Here is a 23,480-nt window from a genome sequence, read left to right as displayed (position 1 = left end):
TTAGAACGGCTCCATTTCGTAGCTGTCGTGCTCTAGCTCAAGCACCTCTTCATGATCCGTCAATGAGGCGCTTTCGGGATCGAACGCTCCGCTGTTGCCAACCGAAGACTTCAACTGGTGTGGGGAGAACACGGCGATGGTCCGGCCGCACGCTCCATCGTCAGACATCGTGACCAGCGCATCGAAGCCGCCCTGCTTGGCCTGCGCGATCGCCTCAAACGAATATTCGTTCTCGCTGATAAACATCGGGTTCTCTGCACGCACATACACCGGCATTACATTGTCGCCGTTGCCCCATCCTTTGGTCTCAGCCACGACCGATGCGTAGGCAGGATCGACCGTGACGAAAATCGCCTGTGTCTTGCCGCCCGGCTCGAACACGTCAAGGTCCTTGTTGGTCCCGTGGAAGGCGATCATGGGTTCGCCTGTCGGAAGCACGAGCTGGGACTTTCCGTGCCAGCGCTTGAATGCTTCCGACTGGGGGCTGCGCACGAGCGGCGCAGCAGCCTTCTCCGGTGACGGAACGGCATCGGTCAGCGACGCACTCTTCGGATCGAATGCACCGCTGTTGCCTATCGCCGACTTGGCTTGCTCAGGCGAGCGGACCATGATTTCCTTGTGGTTGTATCCGGTCGGCGAGTAGTCGAGGATCACCGCGTCGTGATCGCCTAAGTCGTGCGGAACGAGCGAGCGCTTGTCCGTCCTGAAGTCCGGCATCTGGACGATAAGCGGGTTCAGTGCACGCAGGTAGACCGGCATGCCGATGGCGCGCTTGCCGATCACGCGCGGGTCGGTCGAGAAATAGAAGCCCCGCCCCAAATGCCCAACATCAGACGCGCTGCCGATCTTCTCGGCATCGAACATATCGAAGTCAGCATCGGTGCCGTGATACGCCACCAGAGGCAGGCCCGCATCATCCACCACGCGGCTACTGCCGAACCATGCATTGAATGCATCGGACTGCGGAGCTGCCCGGCGCTTCGGTTCAGCCACCTTCACCAGTGCGGGTGCCGCATCGGTCAGCGACGGGCTGGCTGGATCGAATGCACCGCTGTTGCCCACGGCGCTCTTGATCCTTTCGGGCGAGAAGGCGACGTACTGGTTCATGCTCTTTCCGCGCATGATTACACCATCATGTCCTTGCGCCATAAGTACATCCCGCACGCGTTTGGCTGCAGTACGATTGCCGGGAATTTTCCCATCAGGGTACAGGTCGTCGTAGCTTGAAATAATCTTGGGATTTTGGAGCGAAAGATAGACCGGCATGACGTTGCCTCCAGTGTCTTCTACGCTGAATCCAGCATAGGCAGACGCCACTTCCGCATCATCCGTGAAGTAGAACCCTGCGCCTGCAAAACCATCATCGGTGACGCTCCCCTGCTTGCCTTCATCGAATTGAATTACGTCGGACTGCGTGCCGTGGTACACCACCAACGGGCCCTGCTGCTGGTCTACCACCTTACTACCGGCAAACCACGCCTTAAACGCGGCCAACTGTGTGACCGCGCGCGGCTTGCGCGTTGCAACCTTCGCCAGAGCTGGAGATGCATCCGTCAGCGACGGGCTCGCTGGATCAAACGCACCGCTGTTGCCCAGTGCTGACTTCACTAGCTGGGGATAGAACGCCACCCAGTCATCCCTGTCGTTGCAGCCGTCAGTATCACAGTTGCGGATCACGAATCCGTCGTGCCCCGCCTCAAGCATGGCCTGCTTGAAATGCCATTGCGACTTGTAGCTGTCGCGCTCGTCCTGAAAATCCTCGTAGTCGCCAAACTCCTTCGGGTTCCTGATCGCCAGATACACCGGCATCGTGTTCGCACCCTCGCGATACTCGCTGATCCCATCACGGCCTACGACAAACTCTTCTGCTGTACTTTCGGCCGCGCCCTCGTCGTAGTTGGTGTCGTAGAGCGGCGGCGCGGCGAACCATGCGCCAAGCGCGCCGGAATAATCAGGGTTCTTGCCGCTCTTGCGCAGAGCATTATCATCACCGCATTGGAATACGTCATACACTCGCGCCGTCGAGTGGAAAGCGATGATTGGATTGCCCTCCCGGTCCACCACCTTGCTACCGGCATGCCACCGTTTGAACGACTCCAGCGACTGCTGGTCGCGCCGCTGGCGGGCTGCATCCGCGTAGGGATTGCGCTCGGGCATACGCGCATCGACATAGGCTCGCACGAACGAATCGATGGCTTGATTGGTCCGTTGCCATGTCAAGGACGGGGCCGGTCCGATGATCTGCTGAGCGCGGCTACGAAACACTGTGTTTGCCGTGCGTTGCTGCTGCTCTTCGGTCAAATCGGCGAACAGTTCAGCACCGCGCTCTTTGAACATGCGCATTGCCTCTGCATCGACCGCTTTCCAATAAGCCACAGATCGCTCGGATGCCTCATACGCAGCGCGTTCAAGCGCGACGTACTCCGCTGTCTGCATCGCCTGATCCTGAAATTTCATAATCAGGTCCATGCGGTCGTCGTCCTCGACGTAGATCACGTCATTCATATTCAGACACTCCTGCATTGGACCTCATTTCCAGCTCTTCTCCGGACGCATCGACAATGACCAATTCGTACCCATCTGAGCACGCCGAATCGACGAACAATGCTCTCCGGAGCGCGCCAACTTCAACGCCTTCTGGATCGCGCACAAAGAACTCCTTCATGAGATGCCGTGGATGCTCAACCCAGCCTGATTCGACTGCCTTTGGATCGCCCTCGTCCTTCGTGCGGTTCCAACGCTCGATGTCGCGCTTGGACAGGATGTCGAGCCCTGCCGAGCGCAAGCTCGCTTCGGCTTGCGCAGCCGGGCCAAATCCGTTCACGTGCAGCCGCGCCACACCGGCCGCATCACCGGAGCCAATCAGGGCGGACAGTGGCTCCGCGCCCTCGCCAACCACATGCGCGACTTCGCGCAGCAGCTCTGCGACACAAGCCTTGCGGTCCTGTTCGCATACGCGCCCCTGCAGGTCGATTACGACGCGAAGCCCACCATCTTGAACACGCGAGACCTCGGCTGCTTCTGGCACTGCTGACAGGAACGTGAACCGCCCCACCGCATTGCCATTCGTGTCCGTCAATTCCATGCGCGGGCATCCACGCCCGATCTCGCTGGCAGCATCCGAAATGATGCGCGCGATCTCGTTGGACCGACCAACATCCGTGAATGCCGATGTCAGCGTGTCGCTCAGTTCAAGCACTGCGCCTGCAGAGAGGCGCGATTGCAACGCCTGCTCGATATCGTCGGCTGTTTTGAACTGGCCCTGTACGCGAGCGCCGTAGCAGGTCGGCGTATAGCCTGCTGCGCGCGCGGCGGCGTCGTACTCCAGCACGCGCGCTGGCGACAGTGGCCCGTCGCAGGCCTCGCCGCCGACGAAATAGGACAGTTGAACCGGCACGTATTCCCAGCCCAAAACGTCAGCCGCCATCGCGCGATGGTTTCCTTCGTTCATCCACGGCTTACCGTCCTTGTCCACTTGAATGAACGGGTTATACGTGCTGTCGTCGGCTGACTTCGACAGCGGGAAGCGGCCGGAGGTCCGGCCCAGCTCGACAAGCGAGCGCAGGTCACGCTCTCGCACGACATCCTGCTCATTGCGCAGGCCCGGCACGTCGCGCAGAAGCGACACGGGAAGCATCACAGGCCGGTCATACATGCCCGTGATAGGCCCAAAGGTAGCCGGAGTACCGAAGCGATTGAGCCCGTCTTCTTCGATGTAGCGACGCTTATCGGCCAGCCACCTTCCGCCCGGATTGTCGGTGCGCAGTTGCGGTGATGCGATCATGGCTGGGTGGCTTTCTGGAGACAGCGCAAACATCACCTGTGCGGCATCAAACGCGATCCACACATCCTGATACGCGAACTCAGTGCAACTTGGCGTCGTGTGGCTGAGAATTTTGATCCCATCGTACCCTTGCGCCTTCAGGTGCGCGACGAAACCATCGGCATCACCATGCATCGCGTTTCGCAGATTGCGCGCCACCTGCTCGGGCGAGCCGTTCGACTCATGGAACGCGCGAAACTCCGCCGTCATTGCGTCGAAGTTATCGTAACTCTTCGAGTTCTGGATAGAGAGAAAAACCGGGTAGATGACGCCGCGCGGTTCGCTTGGATTCGCCCCGGCACCGGCATACTTGAACGCGCCTTCTTCGTCGAACGAATCGCTGAACCAGCTACCGATCATGTCGATGTTCTGATCTCGGCCAAAGACCTTGGCGGTATACATGCGGTCAAACACGTGCACGTCGCCCTGATGATCGTAGACGTTCGCGCCATGGAAAAACATCTTCGGCGTGCCATCCCAGCGCGCCGCATGCGACTCCTTGAACCATGCCTTGAAGCGCTCGTCGCCCGCCATGCGCTCAATGACGCTTGGGGCGCGCTCTGGCAGCATCACAGGCTCCGTGCGAGGCTTGGAGTAGTCGATGGAGCCAGACAGCTCACGGGGGGCATAGATCGCCTCTTCGTCGTTCCCAGTCGGTGACACCAAAACGTCCCGGCCATCCACGGTCATCTCCAGAATCTGGCCCTTCCCGCTCAACGAGCGTTGCAGGTGCTCTTCGGCATAAGCACGATCCGCAGTCACCCAGTCGCCCGGCCTGATCTCGTCGATCATTTCGGCACCGGCCTCAATTGCACGGTACAGCGTCACGTCGCCACGAGCAAACCGATCATGGCCCAACGTTCCCACAATGCGCGCCCAGCGCACCGCATCGGAGGCGTCGGCGAAGAGCGTAGAAGACTTGGATCGCACCCACTTCATCACCGCTTCCGGAACATCGTCTGGCGATGCGTAGCTTGCCTCCAGCAGCGCGTCGTCCGGGCGCTGCGCCTTCACCTTCGGCTTGCCGTAATAGTCGCCCGTGAGATCGAAAAGCTGGACGCGTACCGCTGCGGCATCCTTGCGGGTTTGCTCCCATTGCTCACTGCCCTGCGCGCCCTGCTCGATCAGCGGCTTGAAACGCTGCTCGATCTCGGCAAGCTGTTTCTGCAGGTCTTCGACGGTTGGAGTGCTGTTGGCGTTGGAGTGGATCATGACTGGCTCAGGAATAACGTGTGCAGGCTCAACCTGCAGGATGTCGGCAAGGCTCGGGCTCTTGGGATCGAATCGCACATTGCCCACTGCTGACTTGACTTGCTCCGGCGAGAACACGAGATAGTGGCGCGCGCCGTTGCTCTTCGGCGCAAATTCAGGTTCGATAATGAGCCCATCGCAATTTTGGATGGATGCAATCTGACGATAGATACGGGTAGCCTTGCGCCGCTCTATCAGCTCGAACTGCTTAACGCCATCACGCGCCGCGCTGAAACGCTCGTAGAGCGATTGCGCATCGTCGGGCTTGATGTCCGCCTCGGCCGCAGCGAGCATGAAAACGTTTTGCGGAACAAGCAGCTTTTCACGGGAAACATGGAGCGGTTTTTGAATCGAGAGGAAGACCGGAATGACGCGTCCCGCGCCTTGCGTCATGGCATCACGGGCCGTTCGGTAGGCGTTCGAAAATTCTTCGCCAGCCTGCTCGCCCGTGAGCTTGGCGGCATGCACTATTGCCTTGCCCACGATATCGTGATTGACGCCGATATCGGTCGATGCGTACTTGCTCGCATCGACCGGCGAAGAAGTGAAATTGATGCCTTTGCCGAACGTCCCGGAGCCGAAGAAATCGGAGTCGCTGAATGCATCGAAGTCTTCAGCGACAGTGGTCCCATGGTAGGCGATCAGAGGCAGGCCTTGGGCGTCTGCAACTGCACTATTGCGGAACCACGCATCGAAGCCTGACACGTCGGGACGGGGCCTGCGCAAGCCCGGAGGGGGCGTGCCGCTTATGCTGGGCTCTCCCAGCAAATCAGATTGAACCGTTGCGTTCATGACAGGCTCCAAAACTACATTTCGGGCGAACTGAGCGGGTCCGCCTGATGCGCCAACTGGCCGGTTGCGGCTTTGGCCGCTTTCAGTCCGTCGCTCAGGCACGCGCCCAGCGCACGATCTCCGGTCCCGGCAAGCACGTCGAGCAGTGCCCGCTCGCCTTCTGGAAGCAGAGCCCAAATCGTATTGGCCTCTTCCAGCAAAGTCTGGATGCTTTCAATGAGCTGCGCCGAGCCGGGCTCGAACACCTGAACCGGCACAGCCACAGCCGCCACTTCCAGCGCAGGCAACCAACCGCGCTGCAGCCATGCCCAGCCCGATGCACCTTTCGCGGCAAAGGCCTCGGCAGGCACCTCTGCGACCTCATGAGCGTCACCACGCAGCATCAGGCCATGAGCACCGCGAAACTCGCTCTGAGCCGCGCTGAGCGCGTCCTCACGGGCCATTGCTGCATTCATCTCCGGCTCCAGCTTCACGAACACGGCGAACTTGCCCATCGGCGAATCGACATTGAATGCAGCGAATCGGTTCGCCACTTTTTGCTTGCTTGCCATTACGGCTCCAGATCGTCGTTGTCGCCGTACTTGCGCTCATGGTCTTCGAGCGACACCTGACCCTTTGCGACTGCGCGCACATCGCGTGCGTGATCACCCGGCAGATCATTCAGTTGCACCTCGCGGACGTATTTGCCGTCTTCATACCCAGCAGCGATCTTGCCTTTCGCATTCACCAGCCACACCTCCCCCCCGTCATCGCCGTAACCGGGATCGTATTCCGTGGTTGGGACGATATAGCGGTACTCGCCCTCGGCAATGCCCGAGTAGCTTTCTTCCGCCAAATAGACACGACCCTGCAACAGAGCATCCTCCATGCTTAGAAGGCCGTCGTTCACCAGCGATGGCAAGTCAAGCATCCCCAGACCGCCAACTTTGTTGCCGTTGCTATCGTGAACTGGGAAGGAATGACGGCCCAGTTCGATCTGGTCTGCAGTCGCGCGCATGATGCGAGCGACTTCGCCGCAAGCGTCGTCTTCAAAGGCCGCATTGCCCAGCTCAACGCGCAGTCGTACTGACCCCGATGGCATCTCATCGAGTGGCTCACCGCGCATCAACTTCAGTTCGCCAACGGTATTCCCGTTGATGTCCTTCAGGCGGATATCCACGTCGTTGATGCTCGACATTTCGCTGACGCGGCCAGCCGCTTCTTTGATGATGCGCGCAACTTCGGCTTCACGGCCGATATCACGAAACGCGGCATTGTCGGTCTCATTGATCCGCATCACCACCCAGTTCGATTGATTCTGGTGCATGTCCCAGAACGCCACGCCGTCCAGCTTCGTTGCAGCGCCTTCAGCGAGCGGCACCTTGTACATACCACCATTGCCGAACGAATTGTGGCGACCTGATTCGAACTTCAGGCCGACCGTAGTACCGCGAGGATCGTAGACGAAACGGGCATCGACAACACCTTTCAAACCGGAGACCATCGCCTTGATCTCGCGCTCGATCTGATCGCGCCCGCTGCTCTGCTCCGGGCTCAAGGGAGCGTTCAGGTTGATGTGGCACAGCTTGAAGTGCTTGGCGGCCAGATCATGCAGCTTTTCAGCGAATTGCGTCGCCTCGGCATTGTCCATACCGGTTTCGTAATGCAGTACGTCGATCCAGTCACGCTGCTCGGCTGTGACACCGTTGTGCGCAGCGGTGTCTTGAGCGTACAGGTCTTCCATCGTCAGGCCGCTTTCGCGCGCGGCTTGGGCGTATTTGATGCAGAAATCGCCAAGAACTGCGTTCCCGAATACGCGCTCCAGTTCATCGTCGCTGAGGTCGGCCGCACGCTCAGCAAGCAGCTTGCCGCGAATTTGGTCGTCGAACTTCGTGTCGAAGCCCTGCTCGCTCAATGCGGAGCGCACATTCTCGGCGCGTTGCGCGAGAGCGTTCATATCAGTGGTTTTGTCGGTGCTCATATTGGTTCCAATCTTCGAATTTGTCACCAGCTCCCCGATGGGGTGGCTGATTTTCTGCAGGCGTCACCGCGCATTTCGCAGACGCCCGACCGTCTTGGTGGCCCGTCGTTCAAGCTGGGCAGTCATTTTTGGTTAGTTACTTTTTTAGCGTCTCAGCGAGGTCTATTGGCCGTAATCCGGCCCTTCGATTGCAGCGTCGTTTTCCAGACTCAGGCGCATCGCGTTTTCATGTTCAGCGTCATGGGCGGCACGCAAAACTGCATCTGCTGCATCGCCATGAGCCCGGTAGACGACGTTACCGCCGCTCTTCAAGGTCTCGATCAGCTCTTCGGCTTCCGCGTCCGTTGCTTCGGGAAAACCCAAAACATAACCCTTGAGAGCGGGACTCACCATCTCCCCATGGACCTGCTGGGCCTTCGGCGCATCTTGCGGCAGGGGGTTTGCAGCACGATCATGTGCAATCGCAACTGCGCCATCCAGCCAGCTTTGCCTGCCGCCAGTTGCCTTCTCCAGCGCGGATTGAGCATCGCCCAAAGTACGCGCTACGATCTGCAGGTCCATCTGCAGCAGCTCCAGCGGCGAAGCGGCCAGAATCGCCGCGATACCACGATTCGACGAAGCCACATGCCCCGGCTCACCGTCCTGTGCTGCCGGGCTGAGCACGTTGCTCACTGCCTTGATGAAGTTGCCAGCCGTGAGCGATGATTTCAGTGCTGGATCGAGTGAGATCATCTCCAGCGAGTGGCGATACGCTTCCATCTGCGCACGCATATAGAGCTTTGCATCGTTGCCGAGCAAGGGAAACGGCGCATCTTCAGGCGCGGCAGCGATTGCCTTTTGCAAGCATTTCTCGACAACTTCAATGCCGCTTTCGACACCGTATTTTCCGAACAGGGCATCGTGCAACTTCACCCTGTCAGCTTCGGCAGCAATCGCCATCGAACGGTAACGCTCGATCTCGTTTGCGGCGCGTTCGAGCATTTCGAAATTCTCCGGGCCGAATCCGCGCAACGAGCGAAGCTCATCTGGCAATGTAGTTTCCGCGATCACCGCGCTCGTAGCACGGCCTTGGGTGTTCGTGTTCTCGATGCTCATGCTCGTTCCAGTATGTGTGTTGTGTCAGTGGTGGCCTGCATGACCATCACCGCCGAAATCAGGATTAAGGACCGGCCAGCTCGTCGGCAGGGGCCGCAACCGCAATGCTCCCGACCGGCTCAACATCCATGGATGCGCGCTGCTTGAGCTGGTCGATCAGGCGATTGTTCGTCGCGACTTCATTCTTGGCGTAGGTCTCGAAATCCCAGATCACGAACGGCGCAGCATCGGGGACCGACGATTCCAAGAATGCCTTGGCCTTTTCGGCGTTAGCGGCATCCATGTGCGAGACGCCCGTCAGCGAGGCATTCGGCAATTCGAGCTTGATCATCGGCTTGCCGTCTTCGCTGTACTGGGTGAACGCCCGGCAGTGCGCATCGATGATGATGTTGCGCTCGCCGATCAGCTTGTTGTCGGACCGGGCGGCGGTGCGTGACCACTCGTCGCGGGTGGCCTGCAGGGTCTTGATCGTCTCTGTGATCGAGGCGTTGCGCGCACGCGTTTCGTATTCGGTCCAGAAGGGCTCCTTGAGCAAATTCGGAACCACATCGTCGTCCAGACACATAGTGTAGACGCCGCCAACCGATGGCACATTGGTCAGGCCGGAGTCGAACTTGATGCCGCTCGTAGCGACGACATCCCAACGGCGAAAGACCATGCCGGTGATGCCATCCAGACCGTCAACCGCTTCGGACATATCTTTTTCGACCTGCCCCCATGCGATGCTATGACCCGTCGTGAGGCGCTTATCGGGATGATGAGCGATGACGTGCAGCGCGAAGTGCTTGGCGGTGAGATCAGCCATATGTTCGTGCAGCTCGATAGCATGATGCAGGTCCATTTTCGTGGCGTGCTGAACGCTCCAAACCCACTCAGCCTGCTCCCCGTTCAACCCAAGCTTTCGCGGGTTGTCTTTGAACACGTCCTTATCGGTGCCGCCTTGGTACATCATGCTCGTCAAGCGGTCGGCTGGCGAGCCTTCATCGAACTGCTCTTTGGTCAGCGGCATCGTGCGACGGCAATAAGCATCCCACAAGTCAAACCTGTGAGCGATCTCTTGGTAGGTAACTTGCCACGGCACCGGAATAGCATCCGGATAGCGGCCGATGACATCATCAAACGTCACCGCATGGTCGATCACCTTCGGGCCTTTGTAGATGTCGTAATACCCCTCGCGCCCTTCGCGACGATCAGCCTTGAAATAGTAAGTTCTTTCCATGATTCTCTCTCTCAGATTTCGACCGCAAATTGCTTGACGACCAGCGTTCGATGTTAGTTGCGGAGTTGGATTTATGGACCGTCTGGCCCGTCATTGGCTTCCTGCGCCGTACCGAACACGTCTGGCGATGTCAGGATCACGCCGCTTGGCACCAGACCTTCACCCGGCAGCGTGAGAACATTTCCCTCTTCGGTCAGCGTTCCTTCGATAGCGACCGAAAACTCGGCTTCTGGATACTTCGACGCAGCCACGGCAAACGCATTGAGCCCATCGGTAGCGACAACGTGCTCGATGAACAGCGTGCGCTCGTACTCGTCATGGCCGATGACTGTGAATGGAACACCTGCAGGCTGGGCTGAATCAGGTCGCTGAGCGGTGGAATCGTTCGCGGCAACGACTTGCTCGGCGCGACGCGCTTCGATCATGTGGTCGTAGTCGTGGTTCCACGCATTCTCGCTATCCCAATTGATCAGCTTGACCCCCTCTTTTTGGGCAAGCTCTTGCGCTTCGTTCAAGTCAGTGAACACCTTGTGCGTCAGACCGTAATAGGTGCCAGAGCCAAAACCGGAATACCGGAATAGGCCAGCGAATGCCTCGATCTCACGCTCATTATTGCGGCCGAAACGTACCTTCTCGCCCTGCAACAGCAGCCTACCGCCCTCGAACGGCGCTTCAGCTTGCAGCTCGGCCTCAGTGCGCACCGATGGCTTGAATTCCCAGATCGAGGCGAACGCTGTTGCAAGCGAGTCGCGCGCATTCTCGACGAAATTGGCGCGGTCTTCAGCGTTAAAGCCGCTTGCGTCGAGCAGCACTTCGGCCTTCTCGCCCGCGACCCCCACCGAGCTGTCGCCGTTGTGGCTGATGATGAACTTCACCTTGTCAGGATTCGCCATGAATCACGCGCCCCGGAAAATGGTGACAAAAAAGCGCAGGGCATCATTGAGCGGCTGCGCTTTTTCCGGGGTGACGATGACATCGAAGTTGAAGTCGTCACGCACTTCGCTGACGACATTGAACTCACCGCCGTCGAGAACAATCGATGCCTGCAGCACGTTGGTCACGATGTCGCCATCGCGTTCGGTCAACCCGAACTCGATCAGGTCAGCGTGATCCGAATAGGTGGCGAACAGCCCGGAAACCGCGCTCTCGCCACGCACGCGCCAGTGCTTGTAAAACTCCAGCACGCCGTCCTCCCGCTGCGCGGGCGGCTCACTGTTCGGGGTCGATTCTGGGATGGCGAGATCGGCCATCGCTTCGCGCACAAGCGCGCGCAGCGCCTGTGCTTCCTGCGTCAACGCGGTAGTAGTCATGGGATGTTCCTTCCGAGGGAGTTATGGATTACAGCTCACCGGTTTCGACAGTGGGGAAGATGCGCGCCCAGTCGAAAGCCGCGCCTTCGCCGATCATGGCTTCCATGTTCGCCATGCGCACGTCCATCGGATGCGTCTCCAGCCACGTGGCTCGGCGATGGTATTTGTTGAGGAATGCGACAAGGCGGGCCTGCTCGTCAGCAGTTGCGACGCCGAGGCCCATGGAAGCAGCACGCAAGACCCCCACTGCCACCATCTCGGGCCCGTAGCGACGCTCCATCAGAAACTTCGCGACATCCGGAGCGCGCGCCTCGACATCCTTGAGGGTGCCGACAACAACTGGCTTCATGTCGGTGTAAATCATGTGCGCTCGCGAGCGCTCTGCACCAATGGACATCGCCTCGCAGCCGTGCTGGTTGAGATCAACGAACTCATAGCGCAGAGTCTTGGCAACCATGCCACCGAGCCCATTGCGCTCATACTCCGGCACGTCCAGCTCGACCAGAACCATGTTCGGGAGATCGGCGAGCATGCGCTCTGGATCGATGTAATTACCGAATGCGGAGGCCTTTGCTTTCACAGCCATCTTCGCAAGGGATTGGGATGCAGTCATTTCGAAACCTTTATGGATGGTTTTACAGGAGCAATTGTAATTGCACACATGCAAAAGATCAAATTTCTTTTTTCTTGTTAGAATTTTGTCGTTGCATGTTTCTAACCTCTATTTTGCCATCAATTTAGTTCGGGTGCGGATTCATTTCGCCGCGCAGGTTCAAACGAAACAGGGTTCGCCCTGATAGTCCGCTGAGGCTGTTTGAACTCGATGTAGCGATGCGGGTTTTTCTGTATATCGTTGACGATTTGCAACAACATCTTCCCGGCAGGGATCGGCTGACCGGGTGTTGCCACGACCGCGTAGTTGATGGCTTCAATGCCCTGCTTCATCATCTTCATCATTTGCTGGGAGTTGCTGTTTGGCAGCTTCTCCAGCTTCGACACCGAATCGGACATGCGCGACATGCTAACGTATGCTTCGCGCGCAAACCGCTCTAGATCGGGCTTGACGCCAGCTTCCAACGCTTGTTTGATGTACTCGGCCAGCTCTTCGAGCTGCCCGGCATATACCACAGATTCGGCCTGATAGAACGTCCGGGCTGCATCGATATAGCGCTCTTCGATAGGGCGGCGCGCGCCGTCGCCATTGATCTTCTCGGCGTCGTACACTTCGCGCGTGATCTTGCCGAGAAATTCGACCTTGCACCACCAGCGCTCATCGTCGGTCAGTTCGGTCTGCGTTGCCAGATCGCGGTGGAAAGCGAACAGCTCGTCGAAATGATCCTTCATGCCTCGGACGACATAAGCATCTTGGAGCCAGAGCAGCACATTCTGGTCGTACTTACCCGAAGCGGCCATGAGCTGCAAGTCGGGGATAACCAACTCCTGCAGCGTCAGTTCCCTGCGAGTCGAAGCCTTGTCGGCCGCATCCAGTTTTACGTCCATTTCCCGGTCCCTTTCAGAAGGAATCGCCAAGACCGCCTTCCAGTCGGAAATCCGACTGAACAAGGCGGGCAGCGCTTTCAAACAGCTTTACAAGGTCGTGACGACATTCCACCACTTCCGCTTCAAAAACCTCGACAACAAATGGGGCAATCTCGAAGAAGCGCTTTGTGTCGTCCTCACGCTCCATCACCAGTGGGAAGCTCGACGGTGAGCCCTGCCCGATCCTGAATACAAAGCCGAAGCCGCCCAGACCAACACGTGCTGCGACATCCTGTGCGATGCACACGATGCTGGGCAGCATCAAATCGGCAACTTCATCGGGATATAGCTTCGAGCCGCCGTAGAAGAAATCATTGCCCTTGCCAATCTCTTCGGTGGCAAGCCCAGTTACAAGGCGCGCAAGCTGCGCCTGAAGGTCTTCACGTTGCATAGCCTTGCTCCATGGTCCGGCGCGGCTGGTCGCGCTGCGCCTCGATAATCAAGTTCGTGGTGTCAATGGCACGATCCATGACTGCTTTATGGCGGGCGATAATGTGGTCGTATTTCATCCCGGTCGTGGCGTATTGCTGCAAGAGCACTGAGCGATCCAGCTCAGGCATGCTGCGCAGATCGCGCACGTCGTCCGCTGCTGCCTGTTTGTAGACCTCGCACATCAGGCCCGTGCTGGCGGCATAGGCGCGGTGCACAAGGGCGCGCTGCGCGAAAGTCGGCGTGGTATCCGAACACAGAGCGAGGACGTGTCCCTCGGCCCGGTCAGCGACAGCGCGCGCGAGGCGGGCCACCATCAAATCGCGCGAAGGCTGGTAGTAATCGAACAGGTTGGTCACATTCCAAAGCTTGGGCATGGCCTCAACGATACAAAGTCGTCGCACGGTATCCAGATCGAACACCTCGGCCGTGTCTTCATCGAACATTGGCCCCTCGCCTGCAGCACGCTCCAAGAGCATGGCAAGCGCTTCTGGCGTCAATGGCTTGACCGCTTTGCCGACGCGCGTCCACTTCCACTCTTCCGTCAGCAGATCGATAGCGACATTCGTCGCGCAATTAAACACAGCAGGAAAATCAGTCTCGGAGCGTCCTGCACCGATTACCGCGACAACCGACTTGCGTAACGCCCCCATACGGGCAAGTAGCATTTCCATGCTGGCAAGGACACCGGCATCATCCAGCTCGCCCTGCTCACTCATCGCCATGCCGACGATGCGCGCGGCCAGTTTGAGGCCTGCTGCCTTGCGGCGCAGGTCCGGGCCGTGAATGCGGCGCAGCTCGTCGTCGCCGACCGCAACGACTGTCGTCTCGCTATCGAGTGACGCCTCGACGCTAAAGAGCGCTGAGGGATCGAACTTTCCGCTCATTCGCCCGGTCCTTCATCTGCATGCTGTAACCCCGGACGATGCGAGTTCGTGATTGAAGGCGCAGTCGGCCGCGCTTGCGCAGGGCGCGTCAGCAATGCTTCGGTTGCACGATAGCGCTGCCCCGTCACCGCCTCACGGATTGCGAGCCAGACTGTACGGCTGACGCTGGCGGCTGGTACTGCGGAAGGTTGATCAGTAGAAATCGGTTGAGCCACAAGGGCCTCCGTATGTTGACGTGGTGAAATAAAACGGCCTCGCCGATTCTACTCGACGAAGCCGTTTTGAACAATTGACAAAACTGTTTTGTTAGAAAACTGTAATCATAGCTTTTGGATATTGTCTGGCGACAACAACACTATGCTAATACACTATTTACTGGATCAGGCATCTTGCCGACCACTGACTCGGTAGTGCTGATTTTTCGGTACATCTTGCCGCAGTGCGGACAGGAGCAGAGACAGTCCCACAGCCTACCCGCTGGAGCCAGCCGCCCTTCCACTGTTTGACCACAGCACGGAACAGCATAGGTCATCATCGGGTGGCCCTTGGCCCTCGCAAAGCTCACGTAGTCAGCGTGATGCTGCTGAATTTCTGACACGCCCATGCTAGTTCTCGTCAGGTGGCAGTGCGTCGATTTTCTTGTACAGGCCGTCGATCTCGCTCTGCATGTCCCGATTTTCTTCGTCGTTATGGTTCATCTCATCGCTGAGAAGCTCGATTCGGGCTTGCATCTCGGCCTTGGTCATAGGCTTCTTTTCAGTGATCGCCACCGTTTCGATAGGTGCGGGCGGCGCAGACGATGCAATCTCGTTGCTCATCAGCCCCGCCACCTTGTCGGCGCTGACGGTTGCTAACGTCTCCGAGCATCCATCACAGCCGAGGAAGAAAAGGCACTCCACGTCGCTGGTATTCAGTCGCCCTTGCTGGACATTCGAGCGAGTGGCGATGGACGTATTCCACGTCATGGCAGTGCTACCGCACTCCCGGCATTTTGTGATGGCTGATACATCTAGGGTCATGATCTCATTCTCTTCAGGTCGATTACTTTGCAGGGTACAAGCGTTCAATCGCTTGCGTCAGAGGCCGGGCTTTTTCTGGCGAAACAGTGAGCGGGCCGAAGCTATCCGGATCGCTTGAGCGCTTGACAGCCACGTTACCGGTAGGCCACACCCCCACAAAACGCACTTTCCCGCTGCCGTTAATAACGCCGGGCGCATCGAAAACTTTGCCGTAGGCCGCTGTTATTTGATCTTTTCGCATGATTGTCCTTATTGATCGCCCTTCTCAGCCGCAAAACGACCTGCCTTATAGGCTTGCCAAACAACGGGTTTATAGCCGTTTCGTAGGCTGAACCGAACCGCGTTGAAAACATCTGCTTGCGTCCGTTGTTTGCCCGCGTCTTCCTCGCCGAGCTGATAAGCGCGAACGGCAAACGCGAGCAGCATTTCCAAATTCGACTTGCCATCCCCATTCGGCGCAGCACGCTCAGGACTGGGCATAGTCACCGAGTTTGACACCCTGTCGCCTCATCAGCTCCACCACAGCGGTATGCCCGTCGTTGGCCGCATTCGGGCTGTAGCTGAACGTCGCGTTTTGAACGCGCACAGGCGCAGACAGAATCCCGTCCTGCAATACTCGGAACGTCGCCACGATGATGCTTCCAGTCGTCCCGACTTCGAGAATGTGGAGCAAACCAAAGCACGGGTAGGTAAGATAGGTATTGTCGCTACCTTCCAGCTTCACATAGAGATTCATTTCAATGTCCTAAATCTGTCGCGGCACCTTCGCCACTACTTTCTGCATGACGCGAACAACTGGGGTTCGCCCGGCGCTTTGCCTTGACGGTAAAGCAGCTTTCCGGGCTCGCCACCTCGCCGTTTACTCACCTTCCTTGTCGCGCTCGCCCTCGCCCACAGCACCTTCGATGGACATCTGCGAAGCGTTGGCCTTGGCCTGCGACTGCTTCGTGTCGTTGACCTTCTTCGCATCGGCAACAGCGCCGTTCGCCTTGATCAGTTCCAGCAGCGCTGCAGCATCGATCTCGACCTTCTTTCCGACGAGTTCGGCTTTAAGCTGATCCGGGCTCATGGCTTCGTACTTCGCCAGCATGGTCAGCGTTCCTTTGTCGAGCGCCGAGACGACCGTTTGCACAGACCCCATCAGACCAGTCACCACCTTCGGAGCCGGGACCCAATCTTTCAGGGAGCCGCGAGTAACCTTCTTCTCGCCGCGCTCCGTGACTTCCTTGAACTTGCCCGTCAGGAATTCACCAGCCTTCTCGCCGTGCGCACGCAGCGCCTCGATTGCAGCTTCGGCAGCGACTTTGCCTTCTTTGACGAGCTGCTGCACATCGCTGTTGGCGTTCGCCAGCAGCAGCATCTGCTCGACACGCGCTGGGGTCTTGCCCTGATCCTGAGCAATCTCGGCATTGCTCATGCCCATACGCTGCAGACGCAGGTAGCCCAGTGCGATTTTCAGTGGCTTAAGCTTCAGGCCTTCGGCGGAGCGCAGCATCACGCCGTTACGCTGGATGTCACCCCCCTTGAATTCTTCGCAGTCAACGAACGGCAACGGCGCGCCGAGCTTGATTGCGAGAAGTGCACCACGACGACGGCAGTGGCCTTCGACCGGGACGATGCTGCCGTCATCACGAACGCGAACCAGTAGTGGCGGAACGTAGCGGCCGGTGGCATACGACTCGGCAAACGATTCGATGTGCGCGATCACGTCTGGATCATCGTAGTCGCGCAGGTTGAATCCCTCTTCTTCCTGAAGGATACGCGGGTCAACTTGGAAAGTCGTGCGCTTCTTGACGCCTTCGACTTTAGCTTCAGCCTGAACTTTGAGGGATTTGCCAGCCATGATCTCTTCCTTTGCCAGATGGTTAATTTGTGCTTCGATATGGACTATAGTACACACGCTATTTCGCACAGTCAAGACTATAATCCATGTTTTTTAAAAGAAACCACATATCCACTGAGGGAACTACTCGCCAGCTATTACATGGAGTAAGATACTGACATCGGCGGGTGTATCGTACGGCTTTAACAACACTCCCCGTCCTTATTGCTACTCATTGTGCGCATTAAAGCATAGTATTATAATCCGTACACAAATACTCCACTCCTACTTTGCCATCAAGAAACCATGACTGTTGCGCTCATACAAATGATGATGCGGTCAGAACTTCTGATCAGGCTAGGGCACTTCATGAAGACAACGACAAAACAAAACTTTACGCCAGAAGAGTTTAAGGCTGAGATCGGGCGGCGCGGCTGGACTTATCGCGCTCTGGCAGAGCGCTGGGGCGTTACCGAAAACTGGGTAAGCAAGCTCGCCCGTAACGCCGACCGTGCCATGCATTGGGATGACGCTGTGCGTGGACTGCCCACCATTGTGATCCGCAACAAGTGACGTTTAGCATGGACTCTAGTCACTGACGTAACGAGCGAAAGTAAAATATGAACCAAGCTGTTTTTGACAACCATGTCCCGGTCCGCCACAAGCGGCGCGCGCCGACAATCATCATCCCGTTCGGGAAACACTCGCGCTTCGACAAGCACTACGCGTTCGACAGCAGCGCGGCCATCAACGGCCACATGCTGATGGCCGGTCCCAGCGGCTCCGGCAAATCGCACCAACTCAACCGGGTCATCCTGAGCCTTGCAGAGCAAGGCGCGCATATTCACACCATCGACGTGCACGGCGACCTTGGCGATTTCTCCGACATTGCACGGCACCGGACGCACCCTATTCCAGACAACCTCGTCCAGACCATCGAATTTGGCGAGCACACGCCCCACGGCCTGCCGCCGCTTGACCTGCTGCCGGGCATCGGCCCACGCCGACGCGCAAACTCATTCATCAACCTGCTTGAGCGTCAAAGCGTGCTCGGACCGAAGCAGAAAACCGCGCTTTTCCGCATGCTGATGGACCTGTACCAGCAGCACGGCTTCTTGCAAGAAGACCCGAAGACATGGACGCTCGATTACGATCCACGTCGAAAGACAGCGCGCGTCGTGACGCCACGGCCGGGCATGATCGCCTTGCCAGACCTGAACTGGTTTGACAAGAACCAGACCGAAAAAGAATCGCTCAAGGCCGATTACGGCCTCAAGTTCAACGGCGAAGGCAGCACCAAGTTCTGGGAAGTGGCAGAAGACCATCCGCGCGCAGCCGAGGCGCAAGAGCGCTGGGGTACGAGCGATGCAAAGCGTTACCCGACGCTGGCCGATGTTCGTCGCCATTTGTGGGATCGGCTGGTGATGATGAAAACCGGCCAGAGCGCGCCCTCGATCCGCGCACTCGACAAAGTGATGAAGCTGGCCGCGACCCGCGCGCGTCTGCGCACGAAGAAAATAAACGAAGCATTGCAGGATGATCTCGACAAGCTGGAGGCCCAGCTCGGCAAAGCACAGGCTGAATCCATGGACGCGTTCAAGGACGGCATGGAAAAGCTCGACAACGGCCACGAGCTGGAAGACCTGCTCTTGTGGGACAGCGCAGATGCAGTCAAAGGCCTCTTCGACCGCATCGAAGCGCTGGAGCGTAGCGGCATCTTCAAGGGCAAGCCCCCTCTTTACGACTCCGGCATTCCTGTCAAGCGCTACGACATCCGGGACCTCTCGGACCCTGAGCAGGTCCTGTTCGTCGATGTTCTGCTGGAGCACATTTTCGCGATCGCCAAGGCACGCGGAGAGGCGGACGGCCCCGACACGTTCATCCTACTCGACGAGGCCCACAAGTTCGTGGTGGACGATGGCGACCACATCATCAACCGCATCGTCAAGGAAGCTCGGAAATTCGGCATCGGCATCATTCTGGCGTCGCAGGCGTTCGTGCACTTCTCCGACGATCTGCTCATGTCCAGCGGCCTGAAAGTGGTTCTGGGATGCCCGGAAATGTACCGTGAGCCGATGCGGCGCAAGCTGGGCTTGGACATGGTGACGATCAAGGCGAGCGGTAAAAAGGTCAACCCACTGTCCCTGATCAGGCCCAAAGATACTGCCATGATCAGCATCACGACAGCCGGTGAAAATTCGCCGATGGCAGACATCAAGATCGTCGCAGCATAACGGAAACCGCCATGAACAAAACAGAACTGGTCGAGCACATCGCCGACAAGCACGGCATCAGCAAAGCAAAAGCGGAAGCGATTGTTACGAGTGTGTTCAGCACGATAATCGACACCGTCGCTACTGGCGGATCGGTACGACTGCAGAACTTCGGCCTGTTCGAAGCGATCATTTCGAAACCACGGCCGGGGTTCTTGCCGCACACTGGCGAGAAGATCGCGATACCGGCAGTGCGGCGTCCGCGCTTCACGGCGGGCAGCGAATTCAAGAAAAAGACGGCAACCGAACAGCAGGCCTGACGATGGTCCGGCTGCTCGTACTGGTGAGCATCCGCGCTGCGATGTCGGTGGCGTATGGAGAGGAAGCCGCCGAACACTACAGGGAGTCCTATACGGCCGCGTACGGCCTTCACGACTGGATGCTAGGATTCCGGGAAGGCTGGCAAGCGACAACGGCCTAGAGGCCTCTTTCTGTCGATCCCAGCGACACCACACAACCTACCAAACCAAAACAGCCATGCCAAAGCAAATACCCCTCGACCCGAAACTGCGCGCTGGATTCGACCAGACCCCGAACGAGCAGCGCAGCAAGGCGGAATTGGACGCGTGGTGGGATCATCCCTACGCCATCTCGCTGCCAGACGGCAGGATCATGGTTCGCTGCCTGAACGGCGGAGCGTGGGATCGCTCTACCCATCTCGGCGTCGCCGACAACTACGAGGACGCATGTGTACTGGCCGAACAAGAACAAGCTAAATGGGTTGGATATCGTGGCAGGCCAGTGTTCTACCACGGCGAGCTAAAGTCGGCACTGGTAGTGATGCCGCAGCGCCCGGACAGCGGCATGCGGACGCTGCTAGAAGTCGAGAGCGCGGAGCAAGCTGCAGAGTACATGCGGGAAAATTATCCCGAGCCGATTGCGGAACCTGCTGCCGCTCCGAAGTCAGAATAGTTGGCACTGACGCGCTGCGCTTGTCTCCGGTCGAATGACGCTGCGCGTCATGGCACCCTCGCGTTGCTCGGTCGATCCGGCTGCTTTTCGTTGCCGGGCTCACGCCCCCCGTAAAGGCTCACCATAACGGAAACGGCCTGCAGAGTGTGCAGGCCGTTTCAAGCGCATCAAGACATCAACTGGTTGGTGGAGTTGCAGTGCTTTCGGTGTCCATCGCCAATCGCACAAGCCGTTTCACGGCAGCATTGCGGCTCTTGACCAGCCCCTTCGCGATCAAGCTGTCGATAAAGGCCATCTCGTCACCTTCGAGCAGCGCGTCTACACGCCCCCCACCACCCTCTTTCACGCTCTCACGCATGCGCTTGAGCCTTTCCGGGCCTGTGTAGTCGTAATTACCGCCCTGCTTCTTAGTATCCGACACCACGGCCCCTTGCATTAAGCGACGAGCAGGTCCGCCAACGGCTTGCCGGATTCGACCCATTCTTTGACCCAGCGCGGCTGGCGACCACGGCCAGTCCACTGCTGGGAAGCTTCGTCCGGATGGCGATAACGGACGGCAACGCTACCAGTGCCACCGCCCGATTTTTTTGCGCCCTTGCCTTCGCGACCAGCGAGCAGCTCTGGCAGCGGAATGCCGACCGATTTTGCGATTTCTTCGATCTGCTGGCGAGCAGCAGCGATGTCAGAATTCTTGCGTTGATCCATTGCAGCCTGAACGTCCTGCGCGAGCTTGCGCAGATCGGCAAGGCTCATATTCGACAAATCCATCAATACCTCACTTTTAAATCTGGCATCCGGCCAGAACGGAATAAAGTAGCTTGTTCTCTAACGCGGACTTTTCAAAAAAATCCCGGATTATTATTCGCAACTATAGCTGCCTTGCAGTAAAAATTACCCGCGATCTCAATACGCGAATCAGGACAAGCCTGATTCCTCAGATAATACCGTTTCCGGCTACGGTGTCAAGTTAATTTACTTTTTTGCTCGGATCAAGAAACGCAATTCCGGGTAGCGTGCGCACGCCGGAATTGAAAAACTTATCGCGTCAAGACTTCGTTGACCGGACCGAAGCAACAGAAATGCTATCACTGACAGGCGTCTGTCCGAGGATTGCAGAACGAAGCGCGGCGACATTTGGCTTGTTCTTAGACTGAAAACGCACCGTCCTGATCTTGGCCTGTTCAAGACGGCTATCGCGGAGCTGGTCTTTCGCGCGCGAGTGGGTTATGTCGTCCAACTCGACGACCGCAACCACTTCCATTTGCTTGTTGGCGATGACGTAATCAACCCGCTGCTGGGCAATCTTCCGAAAGTCGGAGTGTGCCTTTTTCGCAATGCCGCTGGACGGTTCTAGCAAGGCGGACATCGCCACCTGCGGAAATATATAAAATTCCGGCAATGCAACAACCAACCTGCCGAAGAATTCCGATTCATTATCGGACACCAGCTTTCTAGCCCTGAAACTACCTGCAGTCGGCGTACGCTTGGTCGGAGTAAGTGCAGCGATTACGATGATGATAACCGCCAACGCAATACCAATACTGAAAATCTTGTCCATGGGTCACATCCGCTCAAGAGTGAAGCGATATTTATCATCGCTGCCTGCTGGGAGCTGGATTTTTTGCCCGGCGCGGAGCAAGACCATGTGTCCCGATATCGACATGACATGGGTCGATGGTAGGTCCACGCCACAACCGCCCGCTAAGCTCTTGCGGTTCATGCCATTAAGGTCAACGTGACGCAGATCAACCTGCACGGCAATACCTTCAGTGGAGCGCAGGACGGGACGCATAGTGGCATTCAGTCCCAGTTCAATCTGGGCCTTTTTGAACTGCGGCCTGCCATTGCTGTCACCAGTACACGCTTCATCATATTGCAAGTATTCCAAGCTTTTCACTTCGGCCGGGTGCCCCATTCCTGCACTGGTTGTCCAGTTCGTGACCACACGATCACCTTGCAACATCGAAAGCCGAAGCGCAAACACCTCGGGGTCGGCTGCTAATGCCGGATAGACAATGGCCGACAACATAATTGCAAAAAGAGCTTTTTTCATATTATTCCAGTTTCAGTAAAATTACGGCTCCAAGCCAAACGACCTGCCCGATTCCATCGCATCCAGAAAACGGGCGCACGACTCTTCATTCGGCTGGAGCATGCCGGAGTCGTTGCCGTATGGATCAGTCACCCAAACGACATTGCTCTCTTGATCGTGGTTGAGCGCATGTCCGTTGATTTCGCCACGGCCAGCGAGCACCGTCGCCAGCATCTCGGCTGGGCTTGGAAGCGGATTCGTCACCGGACCTACCGGCTTGGTGGATAAGCGGGATGCGTAAGCCAGACGCTCAGGACATCGCTGCTGCTATCAGCCGCCCACAGATAGACACCCTCGCCCGCCACGTAGTAGACAGGCATCCCAGCGACTGAAGCGACCACCTCGACTAGCGGCCGATAAGGAGGCGGGATCGATTCGTCGAGCGTCAAGTTGTCCTGAGACATCGCGGCAGCGACCAGCTCGGCCGGAGCAGCATGCGCAAGCGACTGCAGGCCTTGAATCTTCGCACTTGCTGGGTCGGCCGCAATAACACGAAAGCGATCCCACTCGCTGGCGGGGAGTGTATCGGCAATATGAGCCAACACAGAAGCCCTGAATTCTGTCGTGATCTTGCGATCAATTTCCTTGATAGTCATAAAGTAGCTTGAGTTAAATTTTATGGAAGTAGTGCGACACACTCGCCGGTTTGAATGAAATATGCTCGCTGCAGGAAAGTTAATGTGTGATCACTGCGACCCGCTAACGCATCAGCGGCGAGCTGCTGCATCCAAACGAAATAGGATTCGGGATCATTCACCTTTACATCGCCGCTTTTCACCTCGGCAATGCAGGCCTCAGAATTGGCTGCGAATTGCTCACGAGCCTCCTGCATCGCGTCTGCAGTCAGCTCTACTCCATTGAACCGGGACATTCAAGCAGCCTTTGGATCAGCCAGTGTCACGGCCACGCTCACCCCATTGAAATAAATCGTGTCACCAGTCTCAGGATGAGAAAACGAGCTTAGGGCCTGACTGGCTGCATGCTCGAACTGTTCGACCGTAAGGTCGAGTTCAGCCAGAGTTTCGGAGTCGGTTTTAATCGTCACTTGCATAAATAT

At 57.6% G+C, this 23,480-nt stretch carries 29 protein-coding genes; 4 read left to right on the top strand and 25 right to left on the bottom strand.

Annotated elements, in window-relative coordinates; genetic code table 11:
• The 17 genes from RCH14_RS22065 to RCH14_RS21985 form a co-directional block, all read right to left on the bottom strand.
• Window positions 1-2,505, bottom strand: a complete 2,505-nt coding sequence (locus RCH14_RS22065) for a hypothetical protein (protein ID WP_343028247.1) — start codon at window positions 2,503-2,505, stop codon at window positions 1-3.
• Window positions 2,498-5,866, bottom strand: coding sequence for a hypothetical protein (locus tag RCH14_RS22060; RefSeq protein ID WP_343028246.1), 3,369 nt, complete (start codon window positions 5,864-5,866; stop codon window positions 2,498-2,500). The genes RCH14_RS22065 and RCH14_RS22060 overlap by 8 nt, the downstream gene beginning before the upstream one ends.
• 14 nt (window positions 5,867-5,880) lie before the next feature.
• Entirely contained in the window at window positions 5,881-6,417 is a 537-nt protein-coding gene (locus RCH14_RS22055) for a hypothetical protein (protein WP_343028245.1), read from the bottom strand.
• On the bottom strand, window positions 6,417-7,826 hold the full coding sequence (locus RCH14_RS22050; RefSeq protein ID WP_343028244.1) for a hypothetical protein: 1,410 nt from the start codon (window positions 7,824-7,826) through the stop codon (window positions 6,417-6,419). The genes RCH14_RS22055 and RCH14_RS22050 overlap by 1 nt, the downstream gene beginning before the upstream one ends.
• Window positions 7,827-7,988: 162 nt before the next feature.
• Window positions 7,989-8,921 (bottom strand): hypothetical protein, encoded by a 933-nt coding sequence (locus RCH14_RS22045; protein WP_343028243.1) that lies wholly within the window; start codon window positions 8,919-8,921, stop codon window positions 7,989-7,991.
• Window positions 8,922-8,985: 64 nt separating this feature from the next.
• Entirely contained in the window at window positions 8,986-10,140 is a 1,155-nt protein-coding gene (locus RCH14_RS22040) for a hypothetical protein (protein ID WP_343028242.1), read from the bottom strand.
• 71 nt (window positions 10,141-10,211) lie between these two features.
• Complete coding sequence (locus tag RCH14_RS22035; protein ID WP_343028241.1) at window positions 10,212-11,033, bottom strand: hypothetical protein; 822 nt, start codon at window positions 11,031-11,033, stop codon at window positions 10,212-10,214.
• A 3-nt stretch (window positions 11,034-11,036) separates the two neighbouring features.
• A complete protein-coding gene (locus tag RCH14_RS22030; protein WP_343028240.1) occupies window positions 11,037-11,450 on the bottom strand; it encodes a hypothetical protein in 414 nt (137 codons plus the stop codon).
• A 28-nt stretch (window positions 11,451-11,478) separates the two neighbouring features.
• Window positions 11,479-12,063, bottom strand: a complete 585-nt coding sequence (locus tag RCH14_RS22025; protein ID WP_343028239.1) for a hypothetical protein — start codon at window positions 12,061-12,063, stop codon at window positions 11,479-11,481.
• 119 nt (window positions 12,064-12,182) lie between these two features.
• On the bottom strand, window positions 12,183-12,980 hold the full coding sequence (locus tag RCH14_RS22020; RefSeq protein ID WP_343028238.1) for a hypothetical protein: 798 nt from the start codon (window positions 12,978-12,980) through the stop codon (window positions 12,183-12,185).
• Complete coding sequence (locus RCH14_RS22015) at window positions 12,964-13,380, bottom strand: hypothetical protein (RefSeq protein WP_343028237.1); 417 nt, start codon at window positions 13,378-13,380, stop codon at window positions 12,964-12,966. Before RCH14_RS22015 ends, RCH14_RS22020 begins: the two co-directional genes overlap by 17 nt.
• Window positions 13,370-14,305, bottom strand: coding sequence for a hypothetical protein (locus RCH14_RS22010; RefSeq protein ID WP_343028236.1), 936 nt, complete (start codon window positions 14,303-14,305; stop codon window positions 13,370-13,372). Before RCH14_RS22010 ends, RCH14_RS22015 begins: the two co-directional genes overlap by 11 nt.
• A gap of 605 nt (window positions 14,306-14,910) precedes the next feature.
• Entirely contained in the window at window positions 14,911-15,270 is a 360-nt protein-coding gene (locus tag RCH14_RS22005) for a hypothetical protein (RefSeq protein WP_343028235.1), read from the bottom strand.
• A 76-nt stretch (window positions 15,271-15,346) separates the two neighbouring features.
• A complete protein-coding gene (locus RCH14_RS22000) occupies window positions 15,347-15,565 on the bottom strand; it encodes a hypothetical protein (RefSeq protein WP_343028234.1) in 219 nt (72 codons plus the stop codon).
• An 8-nt stretch (window positions 15,566-15,573) separates the two neighbouring features.
• A complete protein-coding gene (locus RCH14_RS21995) occupies window positions 15,574-15,756 on the bottom strand; it encodes a hypothetical protein (RefSeq protein WP_343028233.1) in 183 nt (60 codons plus the stop codon).
• A gap of 34 nt (window positions 15,757-15,790) precedes the next feature.
• Complete coding sequence (locus RCH14_RS21990) at window positions 15,791-16,060, bottom strand: hypothetical protein (RefSeq protein ID WP_343028232.1); 270 nt, start codon at window positions 16,058-16,060, stop codon at window positions 15,791-15,793.
• Window positions 16,061-16,183: 123 nt separating this feature from the next.
• Window positions 16,184-17,167, bottom strand: a complete 984-nt coding sequence (locus RCH14_RS21985) for a hypothetical protein (RefSeq protein ID WP_343028231.1) — start codon at window positions 17,165-17,167, stop codon at window positions 16,184-16,186.
• A gap of 285 nt (window positions 17,168-17,452) precedes the next feature.
• Here RCH14_RS21985 and RCH14_RS21980 point away from each other — a divergent pair, with 285 nt between their 5' ends.
• The 4 genes from RCH14_RS21980 (at window position 17,453) to RCH14_RS21965 (ending at window position 20,331) form a co-directional block, all read left to right on the top strand.
• Window positions 17,453-17,719: a hypothetical protein gene (locus RCH14_RS21980; RefSeq protein ID WP_343028230.1), complete on the top strand. Its 267-nt coding sequence runs from the start codon at window positions 17,453-17,455 to the stop codon at window positions 17,717-17,719.
• A gap of 47 nt (window positions 17,720-17,766) precedes the next feature.
• Window positions 17,767-19,380: an FtsK/SpoIIIE domain-containing protein gene (locus RCH14_RS21975; RefSeq protein WP_343028229.1), complete on the top strand. Its 1,614-nt coding sequence runs from the start codon at window positions 17,767-17,769 to the stop codon at window positions 19,378-19,380.
• Between the two features lie 11 nt (window positions 19,381-19,391).
• Complete coding sequence (locus RCH14_RS21970) at window positions 19,392-19,679, top strand: HU family DNA-binding protein (protein WP_343028228.1); 288 nt, start codon at window positions 19,392-19,394, stop codon at window positions 19,677-19,679.
• Between the two features lie 217 nt (window positions 19,680-19,896).
• On the top strand, window positions 19,897-20,331 hold the full coding sequence (locus RCH14_RS21965; protein WP_343028227.1) for a hypothetical protein: 435 nt from the start codon (window positions 19,897-19,899) through the stop codon (window positions 20,329-20,331).
• A 175-nt stretch (window positions 20,332-20,506) separates the two neighbouring features.
• Here the strand turns inward: RCH14_RS21965 and RCH14_RS21960 are convergent, their stop codons facing one another.
• The 8 genes from RCH14_RS21960 to RCH14_RS21925 all read right to left on the bottom strand — a co-directional run.
• Window positions 20,507-20,752 carry a hypothetical protein gene (locus RCH14_RS21960; RefSeq protein ID WP_343028226.1) on the bottom strand — a complete coding sequence of 82 codons (246 nt, stop codon included), beginning with the start codon at window positions 20,750-20,752 and terminating at the stop codon, window positions 20,507-20,509.
• Between the two features lie 14 nt (window positions 20,753-20,766).
• Window positions 20,767-21,084: an H-NS histone family protein gene (locus tag RCH14_RS21955; protein WP_343028225.1), complete on the bottom strand. Its 318-nt coding sequence runs from the start codon at window positions 21,082-21,084 to the stop codon at window positions 20,767-20,769.
• A gap of 292 nt (window positions 21,085-21,376) precedes the next feature.
• On the bottom strand, window positions 21,377-21,889 hold the full coding sequence (locus RCH14_RS21950) for a DUF2726 domain-containing protein (RefSeq protein WP_343028224.1): 513 nt from the start codon (window positions 21,887-21,889) through the stop codon (window positions 21,377-21,379).
• A 3-nt stretch (window positions 21,890-21,892) separates the two neighbouring features.
• A complete protein-coding gene (locus tag RCH14_RS21945; RefSeq protein ID WP_343028223.1) occupies window positions 21,893-22,384 on the bottom strand; it encodes a hypothetical protein in 492 nt (163 codons plus the stop codon).
• Between the two features lie 21 nt (window positions 22,385-22,405).
• On the bottom strand, window positions 22,406-22,597 hold the full coding sequence (locus tag RCH14_RS21940; RefSeq protein ID WP_343028222.1) for a hypothetical protein: 192 nt from the start codon (window positions 22,595-22,597) through the stop codon (window positions 22,406-22,408).
• A 35-nt stretch (window positions 22,598-22,632) separates the two neighbouring features.
• Window positions 22,633-23,019 carry a hypothetical protein gene (locus tag RCH14_RS21935; RefSeq protein WP_343028221.1) on the bottom strand — a complete coding sequence of 129 codons (387 nt, stop codon included), beginning with the start codon at window positions 23,017-23,019 and terminating at the stop codon, window positions 22,633-22,635.
• Window positions 23,020-23,039: 20 nt separating this feature from the next.
• Window positions 23,040-23,294: a hypothetical protein gene (locus RCH14_RS21930; RefSeq protein WP_343028220.1), complete on the bottom strand. Its 255-nt coding sequence runs from the start codon at window positions 23,292-23,294 to the stop codon at window positions 23,040-23,042.
• On the bottom strand, window positions 23,295-23,480 hold a 186-nt coding region (locus tag RCH14_RS21925), incomplete at its 5' end, for a hypothetical protein (protein ID WP_343028219.1).

This window comes from Massilia sp. MP_M2 (assembly GCF_039123635.1).
Taxonomy (GTDB): Bacteria; Pseudomonadota; Gammaproteobacteria; order Burkholderiales; family Burkholderiaceae_D; genus Telluria.
This window is presented reverse-complemented; position numbering and strand designations above follow the sequence as displayed.